We start from the raw sequence: 17,053 nt of genomic DNA, 5'->3' as shown, positions 1-17,053 counted from the left end.
AATTAATGCTTAAAATTAAGGAAAAGAAATTACAGAATTGAAAAAGAGATGTTAATGTAAGATTTTATTTTTCAAGCTTTAAGGGAATTTCTTCTTCTCCAGATATAACCCATTCTGTACCATACACATCTGCATAGGTTATTCTGTAAGATAAATCAGTTTGAACAATTGTATTTCGGAATGTTTCAATGGCATTCCTATCTTTTAAGGCTATTATTTCTTGTACTTCATTTGCAGGAAGTACAAGACCTTCAGTAAACGTACTTGTGGAATAGCTGATAGAGTCCAACCCTATTGTATTATTAAAAATTGTTCTGAATAGATGATCACTATTATTAAAAGATAACGTGTCATTTTTTTGATTAATGAAGGTCATCTCAACTTTTTTTATAAATGCAGGCCCAACTCCTTTATTGCCAATAATGATTTTAAAACTTCCTGATTTATAACTGAACCATTGACTTAAATATGGTAATACTGAAGCACTTTGTTGTACTTGAATTAATTTGTTTTCCTCTCTTGCCAAATACGATTGATACAATAATGCAATAAGAGAAATGACACTAATAAACAAAGCTGAGGAGCTCATTATTTTGTCTGTAGTCCATTTAATTCCTTTTTTAGGTTTTTCGATTTGCTCTTCAATTTCTTCAGACATTTCAGTAATTGTTTGAAGTAAAGTTAATAAAAACGCAAGAATCTAAAATATACTTAAATCCTTACGCTAACTTTTTATTTTAATTGAAACTATAAGTTATTTTGTAGTTTAAATTGATTGTAAATAGATTAATTCTAGCTTGGTTTAATCCTGTTGTTTCAAATCTAGATCGTCAATTATTTTATTGATTCTTTTTCTTATTTCTTGCCTGTCTTTAGAATTTTCAACACCTTCTAAAGCTTTTTTGAAATTTTCAATAGCATCTTCCAAGTCGTCAAAACCATCTTCAACATATTCTGTAGCATCTTCAATGTTTTCCGATCTATTTTCTAGATTTTCTGAATGCTCTTCCATAGTTTCTTCAAGTTTGTCACTTGCAGTCTCCTTGCAAGAAAATGTCATTGTGAATAAAAATAATAGAGCTGTAATAAGTAAATTTTTCATTTTAATTTTTGTTAGTTATTTTTCTAAGTTACAAAATTGAAATTAAAGCAAATATTTTGTTTTTTTTAACTCAATCGATTATTAAAAGAACTTAGAAGATGCTTTAACAAATCATTAGGCTGTTTAAACAAAAAAAGCAGTAAATTTATCTTGCTATGATAAAAAACAAATTACGTAAAGGTTTCGTTTTTAAAACCTACGAAGCACCAAATCAATCTCCTTTCGAAAAGCTCTTTGAAATTTTTAAAGAGCTTATAACATATACGTCTGGTGATTTTGATGAGGCCATCGATTGGTTAAGAGAACTCGATAAGGAGTATAAATTAACCACACCAGAGTATACCATTGATGATTTTATCGAAGATTTAAAAAACAAAGGCTATATAAGAGAAGAAATTGATCCCACAGGAAATGGTGATGGCAAAGGTAAAACAACGATTACCGCTAAAACAGAGCGTGCGATTCGCCAACAAGCTTTAGACCATATCTTTGGAAAAATAAAGCGAAGTGGTTCTGGTAATCATAAGAGTAAAGGTGTCGGTTTAGGTGATGAACATACAGGTGATTTTAGAGCCTATCAATTTGGTGATGCTTTAGACAAGGTTTCTATTACTGAAAGCATTAGAAATGCTCAAATAAATCATGGAATTGGTGATTTTAATTTAACCGAAGATGATTTAGTTGTTGAGGAAACACTTCATAAAAGCCAAATGAGTACGGTATTGATGATTGATATTAGCCATAGTATGATATTGTATGGTGAAGATCGTATTACTCCTGCAAAGAAAGTTGCCATGGCCTTATCGGAATTGATAACAACAAGATACCCTAAAGATACTTTAGAAATCTTAGTTTTTGGAAACGATGCATGGCCAATTAAAATTAAAGATTTACCGTATCTAAAAGTCGGACCATATCATACCAATACCGTTGCAGGATTACAATTGGCAATGGATATGTTGCGTAGAAAACGAAATACCAACAAACAGATTTTTATGATTACAGATGGTAAACCAAGTTGCTTGCGCATGCCAGATGGACAGTATTATAAAAATAGTAATGGGTTAGACCCATTTATTACTAATAAGTGTTATGCTATGGCCCAACAGGCAAGACGTTTACATATACCTATTACGACGTTTATGATTGCCGAGGATCCATATTTGATGCAATTTATACGTGAATTTACCCAAGCCAATAGAGGTAAAGCGTTTTATACAGGATTAAAAGGGCTGGGCGAAATGATATTTGAAGATTACGAAAACAACAGAAAAAAAAGAATTAAAGGATAAAGATGAATATTGAAAACATTAAAACATTAGGCGAATTAAAAAAAGCTGGTTATCAGTCAAAATCTATAAAAGATGAATTGCGCGATAATCTGATTGAGAATATTAAAAATAAAGTCACAACTTTTGAAGGGATTCATGGTTATGAAAATACGGTAATTCCAGAGTTAGAACGAGCGATTCTTTCTCGTCATAATATTAATCTCCTTGGATTACGAGGTCAAGCAAAAACACGTTTAGCACGTATGATGGTTAATTTATTAGATGAGTATATTCCATTTGTAGAAGGCTCAGAAATAAATGATGACCCATTGCAACCAATTTCTAGGTATGCAGTTGAATTAGTCAATGAGAAAGGCGATGACACACCTATCGTTTGGTTACATAGAGATGAACGTTTTGCTGAAAAATTAGCAACTCCAGATGTTACAGTAGCTGATATCATAGGTGATGTGGATCCCATAAAAGCAGCTAATCTTAAATTGAGTTATGCAGATGATCGCGTTATTCATTATGGTATGATTCCTAGAGCTAATCGTTGCATTTTTGTTATTAATGAATTACCAGATTTACAAGCACGTATTCAAGTGGCACTGTTTAATATTTTACAAGAAGGTGATATTCAGATCAGGGGATTTAAGTTGCGACTACCTTTAGATATGCAATTTGTATTTACCGCAAATCCTGAAGATTACACCAATCGTGGAAGTATTGTAACACCTCTTAAGGATAGAATTGGTAGTCAGATTTTAACGCACTATCCAGAAACAATTGATACTGCCAGAAGTATAACGTCTCAAGAGGCACGACTAGATTCGAGACAATCAGAATCCGTTTATGTACCAGATTTAGCAAAAGACTTATTAGAACAAATTAGTTTTGAAGCTCGAGAAAGTGAATATGTAGATGTAAAAAGTGGTGTCAGTGCCAGAATGAGTATAACGGCTTTTGAAAATTTATTGAGTACAGCAGAGCGTAGAGCTTTAATTGCTGGAGACGATAAAACTACAGTACGATTGTCTGACTTCGTTGGAGTCATACCTGCGATAACTGGTAAAGTAGAATTGGTTTATGAAGGGGAACAAGAAGGTGCAGATTTTGTAGCAAATGTCTTAATGGATGAAGCGATTAAAACCTTATTCCCTAAATACTTTCCGAAAATTGAAAAGTTAGAAAAACAAGGGGAAGAAACGCCATATGACGAATTAATATCTTGGTTTTTCAACGGAGATGGATTTGAATTATTAGATGATTTTGATGATGCTACTTATAAAGCCAAATTAGATGAGGTGACACCTCTTGATGCTTTACTCGCAGATTATCAGCCAGATATAGATAATCGTGATGTTTATTTTGAAAAAGAGTTTATTCTTTGGGGATTGGTACAATTTAAAAAACTGAGCAAGTATCGCTATTCAGAAGGCTTGCAGATTAAAGATCCTTACGGTAGTTATATAAGTGGATTATAAAATAAGTTGTCCTTGCGAGCACAGCTAAGTAATCTCGTTGTGAGACGCCTTAGCTCTTGTGCTCGTAAAGACAGACTAACTTAAAGTAGGGTTATTATTCTTTTACAGGTTCAAAAACCCACCAAACAACACCATTATTTGGATTGAAACTTACTTTTAAAGTGCCAATTTCTGATTGGATAAGGTATTTACCTTCAATTCTAATATAATTGTGTTTTTCATTTAGATATGCTCTATATTTATCGTCTTCATAGATAAATGTGATGCCATTACTAAGCTTAAATTCTAAATTCTTTTTACCCTCTCTTTCTTTAGAATCACTGACAGTGTAATTGGCTGAGATTCCATTACTTTTTATCGAATGATCGTCACTATCTTCTTCTGAATAGCTATCTGCTAGTATTTTTTCAACTTTACCTTCGGTAAGTTCAAATATGTCCGCATCTTCTTTCCAAGTAGGGTAAATATACAGCGTATAGTCTTCATCAATTTCAATAATACCAGGCTGGTCACTATTTTTAAAGACTATGTAACCTTGCTCATTTTTTAGTTCAAACTTTGTGCCTGGTGGATACATCTCATAGTCGTTCGCTTTTTTTGATTTTGTAATTTTTAGATATGTTTTTTGTGAATATCCTGCCATAGCAATACCTATGCATACTATTAATGTTGTTAGTTGTTTTGCTTTCATAATATTGGTTTTTAATTATTAATCTATTCTGTTTTTTTCGTCTTCTATTCCTGTATTTCGTTTGCGTGTCTTTTTAACTTCATCTCGTCCAAAATTATAAGTGAGATTAAAACGTATTTGTCTGCTGTCATTACCACCATTCCCATTAATAAATAAGTCACCAAAACGTGTTGTTCCTTGCCATGGTGATGTAAAGAGAATATCATTAAAACCAATTCTAGTAGTGAGTTTGTCATCAAAAAATCGTTTTTGAAATGCAATATTTAATGACCCTAAGCTTTTTATTTCATATGTACCTCCCCAAACTGATGGTGAACTGTACCAACCAGAAACTTCCGCCGTTATGCCTTTTGGAAGTTTAAATGTATTTTGCGCATACAGACTTAAGGTATTTTGTTCTGTCGATACAAAGTCTGGATTTGTAGCTTCATAAATACTTCTGTAAGCGTTGATACTAAGGTAAATTCTCCACCAGTCGTTAAGTTTTGTTGGATAAGAAACTCCAAGGTTTAGGATCTTTTGGTTTGCAACGTTTCTTTGTATGATAAAATTTTGATCGTCTCCAACAGCTTCGGTTACTTGTGCGAAAAAATCTTCGATAAAACTATAACTTAGTGATGTTGTTAATCTGTAATTATAAGTATGCGATAGTTTTATATTATCTGTGTATTGTGGTTGCAAAAACGGATTACCTTGTCTAAATGACAACTCATCGATTCGATACTGAAAAGGATTTAAACTTTGATAGTTAGGTCTTTGAATTCGTTTACTATAAATTAATGCTAAACTATTCTTTTGATTAATCTGATATGTTAAACCACCACTAGGAAACCAATTGGTATAGTTACGTTCTACACGATCATTTACATTATTTTGCATACTTTCTAAAAGACCATAAGAAATGGTATTCTCAACACGAAGTCCAAACTGAATATTGAATTTTTCTAATTTTCTACTGTAATTAAAATAAGCTGCATTGATTTGCTCGTCGTAATCAAAATCATTAGACTGAGTTTCGTCTAAATCAATGATACCATTAGTTCTATCGTATGCATCAAAACTGTTTTCGGTTTTTACTTTAGAATATTTTACTCCAAGACTTAAGATACCTTTTAGGAAGTTTTGTTCATAATCTGCTTGGCCAGAAATGATTGAAATATCAATAGGTGTATCAAAGAAAACAATATTTTCGCTTAAAACTTGGGTTTCGTCACCATTAAAATAGCGATTGGGTTGCAGATTTTCTCTTGCACTATTATATTTTCCGTAATCTAAATCAATATTTAATGAATGACCAAGTGTATCTTTAAATCTGTAGTTGATGTTGGTAAAGAGGTTGGCCGTTCTGTTATTAGAATCGCTACCAGCAATAAGAATTTCGGAAGGGCTATTATCTCCGCTTAATGTAATTGGAGTACGAGAATCACTTTCATTAGATGAATTACTGAAATTCCCATTCATTATAATTCCAAAAGTTGATTTCTTGTTGGCGTAATAATCAAAACCCAGTCTTATATTATTACTGTTATTATCAAAAATACTCGTTGTCATTGCGTTAAAATTGGTTCCGTTTTGAGTTCTATCGAGATTAATGAAACCTGTACTTTTTCCGAAGTTATTGCTATACGTACCATATAAGCTGGTTGTCTTATTTCGGTTGTTAAAGGACACTGAATTACTAGTCCTAGCAAAGTCACCTATTGTTAAACTCGAAGCAACTGTACCATTAGTGCCCAAGGATTTATCCCTTTTTAAGATTATATTTATAATGCCTGCGTTTCCCTCAGCATCAAAACGAGAAGAGGGTTGCGTAATAATTTCTATAGCTTCAATGTCGCTTGCCTGTAAAGTTTTTAGATAGTTTACCAAATCCTGACCTCGTAATACAGAAGGTCTATCATCAATATAGACCAAAACACCAGCTTTCCCTTCAACAACGATATTATCTGAATTATCGATTATTATGCCTGGAGCTTTTCTTAATAACTCAAAACCAGAATCACCAATAGCATTAACGGTATTTGCAACGTTAAATATCGTTTTGTCAGCTCTAACTTCAATCATTGGTTTTTCTGCAACCACAATGACTTCATCTAGCTCTGCTGAATCTGTTGTCATTATAATGGTACCAAATTCTTTGTTATTAGAGTTTAGTACAAAAATTTCAGACTTATAGTCTTTTAAGCCTAAGCTTGTAATTATAAGGATGTAAGAACCATTTTCAATAGTTTTAAAATTGAAATTTCCTGAATCGTTAGAAAGTTCACCTTTAATAAAGGCATTGGAATCAGAATTGAGCAATGAAAGTATAGCGGATGGAACAGGCTTTTGATCTTGTGTGACAATCTTCCCTGTAATTGTATTTTGTGCTGTGGTTAATCCACAAGTGGTTAGAATTAATAGCGCTATAAAAAATTTCATGGTAATTAGATTTAATTTCTGATACAAATATGAGACACTTGCTTATGTTGTACACGTCAAAACTGTTAAGTTGGCATATAAGGGGATAAATTGGTATTCCCATTCATCGGTCTATAGGACGACTTAACTGTTTGAATTTAGTTTAGAGAGATGCTTAAGCTATATTTGATTAAAACTCATCAAAATGAAAATTAGAGTAATATTTATTTTTTTAATTTTATTGACTTCATTTGAATGCTCAATAGCACAAGAGTACTTTGTATTTATCAAAAAAAATGATGCTGAGAGCTTTAAATATCCTGAGAACGTTGTTATGAATTTAATTGACGAAAATGGGAACAGTAGACTAATAAGAAAAAATGATGCAATTACTGTGAATGGAAAATATACGTTGGAAGTAAAATTTCCATTAAGTGAAACCATGGAAGTCATTAAAATAGATGGTGGTACTTTAGAAATATTTGTTTTGCAAATTGATATAAGAAAAATGGAAACTTATGAAGTAGAGAATGAATCAAAGGAAAAATATGATGATATCAAAATAAAATCTAATACACCTCATTTAGTCAGTAAGGAGATTACCAAATCTGAAACTATTAAAGACCGTTATAACATTTTACTCGTTTTTGAGGGCGGATTGGTATTTAAATATGATGATGGTGATGCGAGAGCGTGGGAGGATGGAGATGAAATTAAAGTCTCTGAAGCATATAACATGTTGACAAGTAAAGGAATACTTATAATTAGCTATAATCCTGAGACTTCAGAGGTATCGTGGGTTTGGGAGTAAGTAAAATAATAAATTATGAAAAGTATTAAAAAGAAAGAAATTCTAATTATTGCCTTATTTTATCTGTTCTTTTCAGTGATATATAGAATAGTGTTATGGTATTTAGGAGATGGTTATGAAAGAGAAGGACTATTTGGTTGGGTTAACCTTAAAGGTTATTGGTCAATGTCTGGTATGCAGTATGTGTTTTATTTCATTGCCTCGATATTTATTTGGTTTGTCGGTATTAAGCTCTTTAAAAAGAAAAGAACAGTTGTACAGATTATTTTTGTAGCATTACTTATTCCTGTAGTTGCGTATTATGTTAGAGAGTCGAGATATTTGTTATTAGATTATTTAAATGAGTGGCATTTACCAGGTAAATCAGGTATTTGGGATTGGTATATTCCTACGTTATTCTTATATATTCAATTCGGATGCTTTTTTGCTTATCGCTATTTTTTAGAAAATCAGAAAAAAATAAAAGTAGAAGGCGAATTAAAAACTGCAGCTCTAAAAAGTGAACTCTCAGCACTTAAAGCACAGTTAAACCCGCATTTTTTATATAATATTTTTAATACGATTAGTGCGTCAGTACCTTCTGAAAACGAAAAGACGAGGCATTTAATAGCTGAATTATCTGATTTATTTCGCTATCAATTAAAAGCATCGCAAGTTGAAAAAGTGCCACTTCATGAAGAATTGGAATTTGTCAATAAATACCTGGATTTAGAGAAGGAGCGTTTTCAAGAACGCTTAGAAGTCGAAATTTCAGTAGACGAAGATTTAAACAATGAAATGATTCCACCAATGTTATTACAACCTTTAGTCGAAAACTCCGTTAAGCACGGTTTATCCTCTTTGATTGAAGGAGGAAAAATTGCCATTCATATTTTTAAGAAAAATGATAAGTTGCATTTTGAAATTACAGACACTGGTGTTGGTATAAAGGACAAGACTTCAGTATTTGATAAAGGAATAGGTCTTACAAACACTAAGCTTCGTTTAGAGAAAATGTATAAAAGCACTTTAAATCTATCTGATAATACTCCAAAGGGTTTAAAAATATCTTTTGCTATATGAGAAAAGTAATTATAGTAGACGATGAATCTGCAGGACGTCACTTAATTAAAGAGTATCTAGACGATTACCCAGAATTGGTGTTGTTAGGTGAGGCTAATAATGGAGTAGATGCTGTAAAGATAATTAATGAATTTAAACCAGATTTAGTGTTTTTAGACATACAGATGCCAGGTATGACAGGCTTTGACGTGCTCACGCATATAGAAGAATTACCACAAATTATTTTTTCAACCGCTTATGATGAATATGCTTTAAAGGCATTTGAAGTTCATGCTGTGGATTACTTATTAAAGCCATACACAAAAGAACGTTTTAAAGTTGCTGTAGATAGATTAAAGCTGAATACATCAGAAAATAAGGCTAGACCTTTAGCAGAAAGTTTGCTCATGGATACGACGAAATCACCTGAGCGTATCTTGGTGCAGTCTCAAAATAAGCTGGTGACCATAGAATTGGAAAAAGTTATTCGGATTGAGGCTTATGGTGATTACTCAAAATTAGTAACAAAGGATAAAACCTATGTAAGTAATTATGGCATTTCTGCTTTAGAGGAAAAGTTAAATTCTACTGTCTTTATAAGAGTACATCGTTCTTCAATCATTAATTTGAATGCTGTAAAAGAATTGCATAAATACTCAAAAAGCTATGATGTTACGATGACAAATGGTGATATAGTAAGAGTGAGTAGAGGCTACATGGAAAATATTAAGAAGTTGATGTATTAATTACCACGCATTACGACTTTTTATATTCGCTGAGCAAAGCTTAATAATTTCTTTAATTCTTTTTTGTCTAGTAGCTTTACGTTTTGCGCTATTGAGCCAAGATAAATACCCTTTTCTATAGCTTTTGGAAAAACCTAAATAATTTTCAAAAGCTCGAGGATTGCTATCAAAAGCATCTTGCAATTCTTTTGGAACAATACCATTTTCAACATCATCCATTGCTGTCCAAGTTCCTGTTTTCTTAGCTAAATCTATAAGTTTCCATCCGGATTCCTGAATTAAACTTTGAGCTTCTAATTCAATAATATATCTCTTATTTAGAGCGCTCCAGTTACTTTTTGGATTTCTAGGCGAGAAGTATTGGATACGTTTTCCTCCACCAAGACTTTTTACTGTCGAATCTATCCAGCCAAAACAAAGTGCCACTTTTACGGCTTCTTCCCAACGCATGGTTGGTATTCCGGTTTCAAGTTTATAAAAGATGAGATATATGGCTTTCTGTTTATCGTGATTAGTTAAAAGCCAATCGTACCAGTCCGTATCGCGTTCAAAATGAATTTCTGGAATCTCCAATGGTTTTAAATTTTATAGCTATTAATTTAATATCATATTTATTCTACTGAAAAGGTACTAATTTGATGTAAAGGAATACCTGATTCTGAAATACCTTCAACTTCAATAATATAATCACCTCTTATATCGCTTGTAAAAAACGAAATTTGTTGTGTCTTATTTTCGGCTGTAATTCTAATTTTAGGATTCCAGTAAAGTGTTTTTCGTAAATCGTATTTAGAATTTTCAGCAATATCTTTGGTGTAATCTGGTGAGTAAAACTCTTTAGCAGTGTAAAAACCTTTGGTAATAAAGTTGATAATACCTGGTTTTCTTTTTCCTGTAGATGTAAATTTTCCTCTTCTGGTATAAACAACAAGTACTCCATTACTAGCATCAGAAAAAACTGCTGAATTTGCGCCTCTATAAAAATCTATAAACGAAATTTGATCTGTAGGTATACTTAACAGTTCATCTAAATCAGTTGTTATGTCATTAATAATAATTTTAGGGGAACCTGCGCTTCCTCTTATAAAAAAACTCCTTCCAGTAAAATTTAATCCAGGAAATTGAGCCAGTAGCGAAGTAAGAGGTTGATTTTCTAAGGTTTCATCTGATTCTACATCTAGTCTATAACTTGGAAAGTTAAATGTTGCGATATCTCTCATTTCTTGTTCTCTTAAGCTCTTCTCTGCTCTCTTTTTTCCAACAACGACGACTTCATCCAACTTTTCACTGTTTTGATTAAATTGAAAATTAATATCTCTTATATATTCATTTATATTTGAATACTTAGTGGCTTCATTTTTATTATGTAGGTGGGTTTTCTTCCTGATATTTTTGATAATATTTGGACTAGGAATATTCTCGTTTATTGAAATTGATAATTCTCTATCTTTTTGTTCTTTAGATTTAAAATCTGTCAATCTCGATTGAATAATGGTTGGTATAGAATCATAAATTATAAAAGGGCCAAAACTAAATTTACCGTCAGCGTTAGATTTTTGAATAGGTTGTTGTGTTATTTCTTCTCCGAGAAATGTTAATGATGTATAAGCAGGTGTCAGTGTATATGGCGTATTTAGTAGCTTGGTGTTACCAGAAATAATAATACCTTTTTCAATATTATAAGGCGAAGTTTTATTTTTTCTGTAGAGTAGATCTTGCCATGTGAAACGTCTCCATCCATTAGTCATCATCACTAAATCTAATAGATATTTCTTTTTGTAATCTTTAGTTTCGGAAAAAAAGTAACCTGGATTTTTAATTTCTCCTCTTAAATCAGAGTTGAGTAATAACCATGATTTAATATTTTCAGAATTATTATTATAAGGTATTGTGTTGGAATTTCTAACACTTAGTGATAAATGACTTGGAAGATTTGCACCTATATAATTTTCCACATTGAGTTGTAAAAAAGCTTTCTCTTTGATAGCCAAAACCTCTTTGTTTTTTTTAATTTTAATGGTGGCTTTATTTTTAGGATTTTCAATAAAAACTAAACGCTCACAAACGGGTTTACCTTCAGGATTAAATAATGTTAGGTGTGTTACTCCATCTTGTAAATCATTGGTTGATAGGCTAATGAAATAATTAGTTTTATCTGTGGTTTCTAATTTCTCAAAAAGGATATCTCCTCTTTGGTGAATTATTAAGTAAGAATTGGAAAGTCCTTTTTCTGTTGTTGTTTTAACATCTATTAATAGCTTATCATTTTTATAGCTAACACTTAAATTATATCCTAACGGTAATGCTTTTGGTAGACGATATTTATAAAAGGACCCATTTACCTCTAGATTTGCATAATATGTTTTATTAGAATTTGGAGTTATATAAAAATAGCCTAAACCGTAGTTTGAAGTTTTAAAATCTGAAATAAGGGTGCCATCTTCATCTACGACATACCCTTTAAGGTGTGTTTTGTCATAGATTTCATCCTTAATTTTAATAGCAACTTTACTGGTTAATTTTTCCACTAAATATCCACCTTCTGGATAAAAATGTAAATCTGGACGGTCATCAGAATAAGTAGGTTTTTCTGATGGTGTATCATTATTTAAAATACTTAGACTATCTTTTTTATCGACTTCCCAAATGTCTATTTCCCTTTTAAAAAAATAAGTTGGGTCTTCATTACGCATATAATTGGTGTATGCTCGTAATACATACTTGCCTTTTTTCCATTCTTTTTCAATTTTAAAATCACCTCCAGAGCTTATATCTTCGAAGTACAATTTTCTTTTGCCAACAATACTGTCTCGATCATTAATCAGTTCTACGTAAAGCACAGCGCTTTTAGTACTTTTTTTATTGGTGATGCCATTGACTAAATATGCAGAAAACCAAATAGTTTCATTTAGCAAATACAAATCTTTGTCTGTATGAAGGTATACTTTTTCAGGCCACTCAATATCTCTATAATTTTGAAGTTTTTCTATTATTAAGTCGGCAAAGTTATTGTTGTTTGAAATAATAAATGAGCTTAAAAGAAAAAGCAAGGAGCAATATGCAAGACCTTTTTTCATTCTAGATTTTAGGATTTAATTATGCCAAATACTAGATTTTATTGACTTCAATATAATAATCTCTGTCTACTTTAAAATCAGATGTTTTAATGGGTTTAGTTTTCCATTGAGAACTAGGAAATATCCATTCTGATTTACCGTTAATTTCTACTTCAATTGGCATATCAAAGTTTTTAACGATATCTACATATCTAAATTTAAGTTCATTATTCTCAATTTTATACTCTAAAGTTGGAATACGAATATCTCTCAAATATTGATTAAAAAAAGCCGTCATATCTTTCTTTGTCATTTTACTCATGTAGTCTTCAATCTGTTTTGTAGTAACCGTTTGATGATAAAATTCTGTATTTAGACCGCGAAGAATTTCTCGCCATAATACATCATCTTCGACTAATTGGCGTAACGTATGTAACATATTTGCGCCTTTGTAATACATATCACTAGAACCTTCGTTATTTACGTTATATGTTCCGATAATTGGTTTATCATTTTGTATATTAGCTCGTGTGCCAATCACATAATCAGCTGAAGCTTCTTTACCGTAATAATAGTCTAAAAACAGATTTTCTGAATAGGCAGTAAACCCTTCATGTATCCACATGTCTGCGGCATCTTTGTATGTGATATTGTTCGCAAACCATTCGTGACCAGCTTCGTGAATAATAATAAAATCGAATTTTAAACCCCAACCTGTTTGTGACAAGTCGTTTCCTAGATAACCCTTTTTATATTGATTGCCATAAGTTACAGAGCTTTGGTGTTCCATTCCTAAATATGGCACTTCAACTAATTTGAAGCTATCTTCATAAAAAGGATAAGGTCCAAACCAATGCTCAAAAGCTTTCATCATTTTTGGTGCATCTTTAAAATGCTCTTTGGCTTTTTCAAGATTATCTTTTAGCACCCAGTAATCCATGTCCAAATCACCTTTTTCACCTTTGTATACTTCAGAGAAATTTACGTAATCTCCTATATTTACATTAACTCCATAGTTATTAATTGGATTGTTTACAAACCAATGCGATGTTATAGTATTATTGCCATTGTCCATCAACGCTTTTAAACGTCCATTAGAAACATTCATTAATCCTTTTGGGTTGGTAACGCTTATAAGCATACTATCAACTTCATCATACATATGGTCTTTATTTGGCCACCAAACACTTGCTCCGAGACCTTGGCAAGATGTTGCTATAAAATGTTTACCATTTTGATCTTTTTTCCACGAAAATCCGCCATCCCAAGGTGCACGTTTTGCTTCTTTTGGTTGACCTTTATAGTGAACTTCAATCGAATTTACTTCACCAATATTTTGATTTTTGGTCAATGTTATAAAATGTGCATTCCCTTGATGGTTAATTTTTAGTTCTTTTCCGTCTTGAAGTACTTTTATAATTTCCATCGGAGATTGCAAATCGATTTGCATTACTTTACTAGGCTTCAAAACTTTATATTGAATCGAGTTTTTTCCTGAAATGAACTTCTCATCTGGCTTTATTTCAATATCTAAATGGTAATAGGTTAAATCCCACCATTCGCGTTCTGGTGTAATACTACCTCTTAATGTATCTTGTCTTGTGAAGGCTGATTTGTCTTGAAGTAATTGGGCATTAGTTATTAATGTACTAAACAAAAGAGCTATAAAAACTATAAAATTTTTAATCATATTTATTAATTATTTAAGATTCCTGTCAGCGCAGGAATGATAGTCATATTATCGGATTATTTTATTCGGAAAAACAACCATACTTTCATGATGATTTTCGCCTACAGCAGCGACTCCGAAAAAGAAGTTATCAATAACAATACCATCTAAAGTGAATTCAGAAACATCTCCGACATAGCGGCTATAATCCCAAGTTGGTGATGTGGTGTCTCTCCAATAAATTTTATAGCCTTTTGCTCCCTCAACTTTACTCCATTGTAATTTAGCTGAAGCTTCAACGATACCACCAATGCCAACTTCATTTGGAGAAGGTGGAGCAGAAGCGAGGCTAGCCATTGTAATTGCATTAACAGCTGTTAATTTTTTACAATAAGGAAAGTCAACATGCTCAAAAGTATCTCCGTAATCAATACCATTTTCTGTTCTAATATCTTGATGTTGCTGCGTATAGTTTTCGTGAGCTTCCATAATTCTTATCCCAGCAAAACCCACATCGTTAAATGGTCTGTGATGACCACCTCGACCAAAACGATCTAAGCGATAAACCATCATAGGATTCATTTCTGGCATGTAAGTGTCTGTTGTTTTGTGTACATAACGTGCTAACTGGCGTGATATACCATCTACTTCGCCACCATAAAAACGACGCGCTCTGGCTTGTCTTTTTAATTTTTCTGCATCTTTTTCTCCAGTGGTAGTTGGTTCAGAAAAAATACGGAATGTTCGGTTATCAACAATTCCGTCAACTCCAGAAATATTACCAATCATATCATTATTTAAGACTCCTATTATATCCCAATTATTATCTTGGGCATATTTTGCCATGCCTTGTCCTCCAAATAGCCCTTGTTCTTCACCAGACAAACCTAAATAGACTATACTGCTTTCAAATTTATATTTAGATAGAACTCTAGCAGCTTCAATAGCGCCAGCCATACCCGTTGCATTATCGTTAGCACCTGGAGAATCTGATGTGAAATCTGTTGGATCTGATACTCTAGAATCTATATCTCCACTCATTATTATATAACGATTAGGATATTTTGTGCCACGCTGAATAGCCACGACATTGACTACCATAACATCTTTTACAATGCGCTGATTTGTTCCTTTTTCAACTAAATCTTTTTGAAAAAAAACCTCTAAGCAATCACCGCAATCTTTAGATATATTATCAAATTGAGATTTAATCCAACGGCGTGCAGCACCAATGCCTCTGGTTTCTGAAATGGTATCGCTTAAGGTGTGACGCGTGCCGAAATCGGCTAAGGATTTTACATCATTTCTTAAGCGTTCTTCTGAAACAGCATCTATAATATCATAGATTTTAGAGTCTGTTTGAGCCGCAATTGAAATTGAAAAAAGTATTGAAAATAAGAAAATTGAATATTTCATTTATAGATGGTTTAAGTAAGTCTAAAAATAAGCTATTGTTAAAAAGAATATTTTAAAAATATGTTAATACCTGTAAGGACTGAAATTATTTAATTAATAAAAGTGTGCCAAAAATACCAGCATCTATCCAACCTCTATTTTTATCATTTCCTTGAACTTCTACTGAGCCCATAAAATTTTCTCTGGTTTTGCTATTATCATTATCACAATAGGCAAGGGCAAAGCCTACATTTCTATTTACATAAAGTTTTAGAGGTGTATTATTTCCATTATCATCATAAGCATCATTAAAGAGTGAAATTTTAACTTCCCAAATAGATGTATTACCTTTAGTAACCACCTTAGATGCTACATGAGAGTTATAAAGTTTTCCTTCTTTTTTTGTGGACATATCAACTACATTTCCGTCTAGTGCAATATGATAAGCGAAGGCGTTATGATTATATTGATGTTCACCACCACTATTATCTTCATCAATAAAAACTTCTAAACAATCATCATCCCACCATGTTGTAAGCGGATCTTGGTAAATATCAATTAGTTTATCGTCTTGTATTTCTGCTAACAAATACAAAGCTTCTTCTGTCCATGTTAATTTGTACTTACCTTTAAAATCATCTTCTGCTGGCTGTTCGCCTAACCATAATTGATCTAAGGGTTGCCATTGTGCATTTTGCCATATGGCTTCATTTGCCATACCATCTAAAGTAGGAGCAATTTCAGTATATTGAACCTTAATGAGTTGTTTGATGATTTTCTTTTTATCTAATTTTTTTCTGTAAGTAAATTTTACTGTTTCAATCTTTCCTTTATCATTTTCTATATCTACATAAACATTCATTTCTGTATCACTTATTTTTTCAAAAGTCATACCTTCAAAAACAACTTTATTTTCCGTAATTTCTATTAAAGGAAAATCAATAGTTTGATCTTTATTTTCCCAACCTTTTAAATCGGATCTAAAATGTTTTAATTGAAGGATTAAAGTGTTCTCAACCTCTCTTATGACTTCTATTTCATAGAATGAGACTCTATCATTGTTAGAAAATTTAAATGATGCCATCATTGAACCATTCGAAGGTTCACTCCAAATTTCTTCTGCATGCCCACCAAAAGCTTCACCATGCCATGTACCAGCAATCCATGCAATGTTTTCTAGTTTTGGTTCTAAGCTTCTAGTTTGCGCAATACAACAAATGCTAACTGAAGAAGCGATAAATGTGAGTATGGTTAAAATAAAATTCTTCATGGTCTTAGCTTTTAAATAGTTTAGATTTTATTAAACCGATAGAAACATACAAAAAATCGGATAATTTTTATTAATCTATTTTTCTATAATTAGTATCTTTCGTCAAGATACATA

14 protein-coding genes are annotated in these 17,053 nt (G+C 32.0%); 5 read left to right on the top strand and 9 right to left on the bottom strand.

Annotated elements, in window-relative coordinates:
• Positions 1-64: 64 nt before the first annotated feature.
• The gene (locus tag Q0822_RS11735) at positions 65-658 is read right to left on the bottom strand and encodes a hypothetical protein (protein ID WP_299123826.1); all 594 of its coding nucleotides are present in this window, start codon (positions 656-658) and stop codon (positions 65-67) included.
• 144 nt (positions 659-802) lie between these two features.
• Positions 803-1,102 (bottom strand): hypothetical protein, encoded by a 300-nt coding sequence (locus tag Q0822_RS11730; RefSeq protein ID WP_299123824.1) that lies wholly within the window; start codon positions 1,100-1,102, stop codon positions 803-805.
• Positions 1,103-1,257: 155 nt separating this feature from the next.
• Here Q0822_RS11730 and Q0822_RS11725 point away from each other — a divergent pair, with 155 nt between their 5' ends.
• Together Q0822_RS11725 and Q0822_RS11720 are read left to right on the top strand one after the other, a co-directional pair.
• On the top strand, positions 1,258-2,394 hold the full coding sequence (locus tag Q0822_RS11725; RefSeq protein ID WP_299123822.1) for a VWA domain-containing protein: 1,137 nt from the start codon (positions 1,258-1,260) through the stop codon (positions 2,392-2,394).
• Positions 2,395-2,396: 2 nt separating this feature from the next.
• Positions 2,397-3,860 carry a magnesium chelatase gene (locus Q0822_RS11720; protein ID WP_299123820.1) on the top strand — a complete coding sequence of 488 codons (1,464 nt, stop codon included), beginning with the start codon at positions 2,397-2,399 and terminating at the stop codon, positions 3,858-3,860.
• A gap of 94 nt (positions 3,861-3,954) precedes the next feature.
• Here the strand turns inward: Q0822_RS11720 and Q0822_RS11715 are convergent, their stop codons facing one another.
• Positions 3,955-4,551 carry a hypothetical protein gene (locus Q0822_RS11715; protein ID WP_299123818.1) on the bottom strand — a complete coding sequence of 199 codons (597 nt, stop codon included), beginning with the start codon at positions 4,549-4,551 and terminating at the stop codon, positions 3,955-3,957.
• Between the two features lie 18 nt (positions 4,552-4,569).
• Positions 4,570-6,972 (bottom strand): outer membrane beta-barrel family protein, encoded by a 2,403-nt coding sequence (locus Q0822_RS11710; RefSeq protein ID WP_299123816.1) that lies wholly within the window; start codon positions 6,970-6,972, stop codon positions 4,570-4,572.
• Positions 6,973-7,156: 184 nt separating this feature from the next.
• Here Q0822_RS11710 and Q0822_RS11705 point away from each other — a divergent pair, with 184 nt between their 5' ends.
• The 3 genes from Q0822_RS11705 to Q0822_RS11695 are packed head-to-tail and all read left to right on the top strand — an operon-like array spanning position 7,157 to position 9,549.
• Positions 7,157-7,762 carry a hypothetical protein gene (locus tag Q0822_RS11705; RefSeq protein WP_299123813.1) on the top strand — a complete coding sequence of 202 codons (606 nt, stop codon included), beginning with the start codon at positions 7,157-7,159 and terminating at the stop codon, positions 7,760-7,762.
• A 15-nt stretch (positions 7,763-7,777) separates the two neighbouring features.
• Entirely contained in the window at positions 7,778-8,824 is a 1,047-nt protein-coding gene (locus Q0822_RS11700; protein WP_299123811.1) for a histidine kinase, read from the top strand.
• A complete protein-coding gene (locus Q0822_RS11695) occupies positions 8,821-9,549 on the top strand; it encodes a response regulator (RefSeq protein WP_299123810.1) in 729 nt (242 codons plus the stop codon). The genes Q0822_RS11700 and Q0822_RS11695 overlap by 4 nt, the downstream gene beginning before the upstream one ends.
• On the opposite strand, the gene Q0822_RS11690 is transcribed toward Q0822_RS11695, so the two are convergent.
• From Q0822_RS11690 to Q0822_RS11670, 5 genes are all read right to left on the bottom strand, one after another.
• Positions 9,550-10,122 (bottom strand): YdeI/OmpD-associated family protein, encoded by a 573-nt coding sequence (locus Q0822_RS11690; RefSeq protein WP_299123809.1) that lies wholly within the window; start codon positions 10,120-10,122, stop codon positions 9,550-9,552. It lies immediately after the preceding gene.
• 38 nt (positions 10,123-10,160) lie between these two features.
• On the bottom strand, positions 10,161-12,626 hold the full coding sequence (locus tag Q0822_RS11685) for a Plug domain-containing protein (protein ID WP_299123807.1): 2,466 nt from the start codon (positions 12,624-12,626) through the stop codon (positions 10,161-10,163).
• 31 nt (positions 12,627-12,657) lie between these two features.
• The gene (locus tag Q0822_RS11680; RefSeq protein WP_299123805.1) at positions 12,658-14,295 is read right to left on the bottom strand and encodes a M1 family metallopeptidase; all 1,638 of its coding nucleotides are present in this window, start codon (positions 14,293-14,295) and stop codon (positions 12,658-12,660) included.
• A 48-nt stretch (positions 14,296-14,343) separates the two neighbouring features.
• Positions 14,344-15,690 carry a M28 family metallopeptidase gene (locus tag Q0822_RS11675; RefSeq protein WP_299123803.1) on the bottom strand — a complete coding sequence of 449 codons (1,347 nt, stop codon included), beginning with the start codon at positions 15,688-15,690 and terminating at the stop codon, positions 14,344-14,346.
• Positions 15,691-15,775: 85 nt separating this feature from the next.
• Positions 15,776-16,939, bottom strand: a complete 1,164-nt coding sequence (locus Q0822_RS11670) for a DUF6265 family protein (RefSeq protein WP_299123801.1) — start codon at positions 16,937-16,939, stop codon at positions 15,776-15,778.
• Positions 16,940-17,053 lie beyond the last annotated feature (114 nt).

The sequence above is a fragment of the uncultured Winogradskyella sp. genome, from assembly GCF_947496485.1.
In the GTDB taxonomy this organism is placed as follows: Bacteria; Bacteroidota; Bacteroidia; order Flavobacteriales; family Flavobacteriaceae; genus Winogradskyella.
The sequence above is the reverse complement of the archived record's forward strand: the minus strand, read 5'-3'. Positions and strand labels throughout refer to the sequence as shown.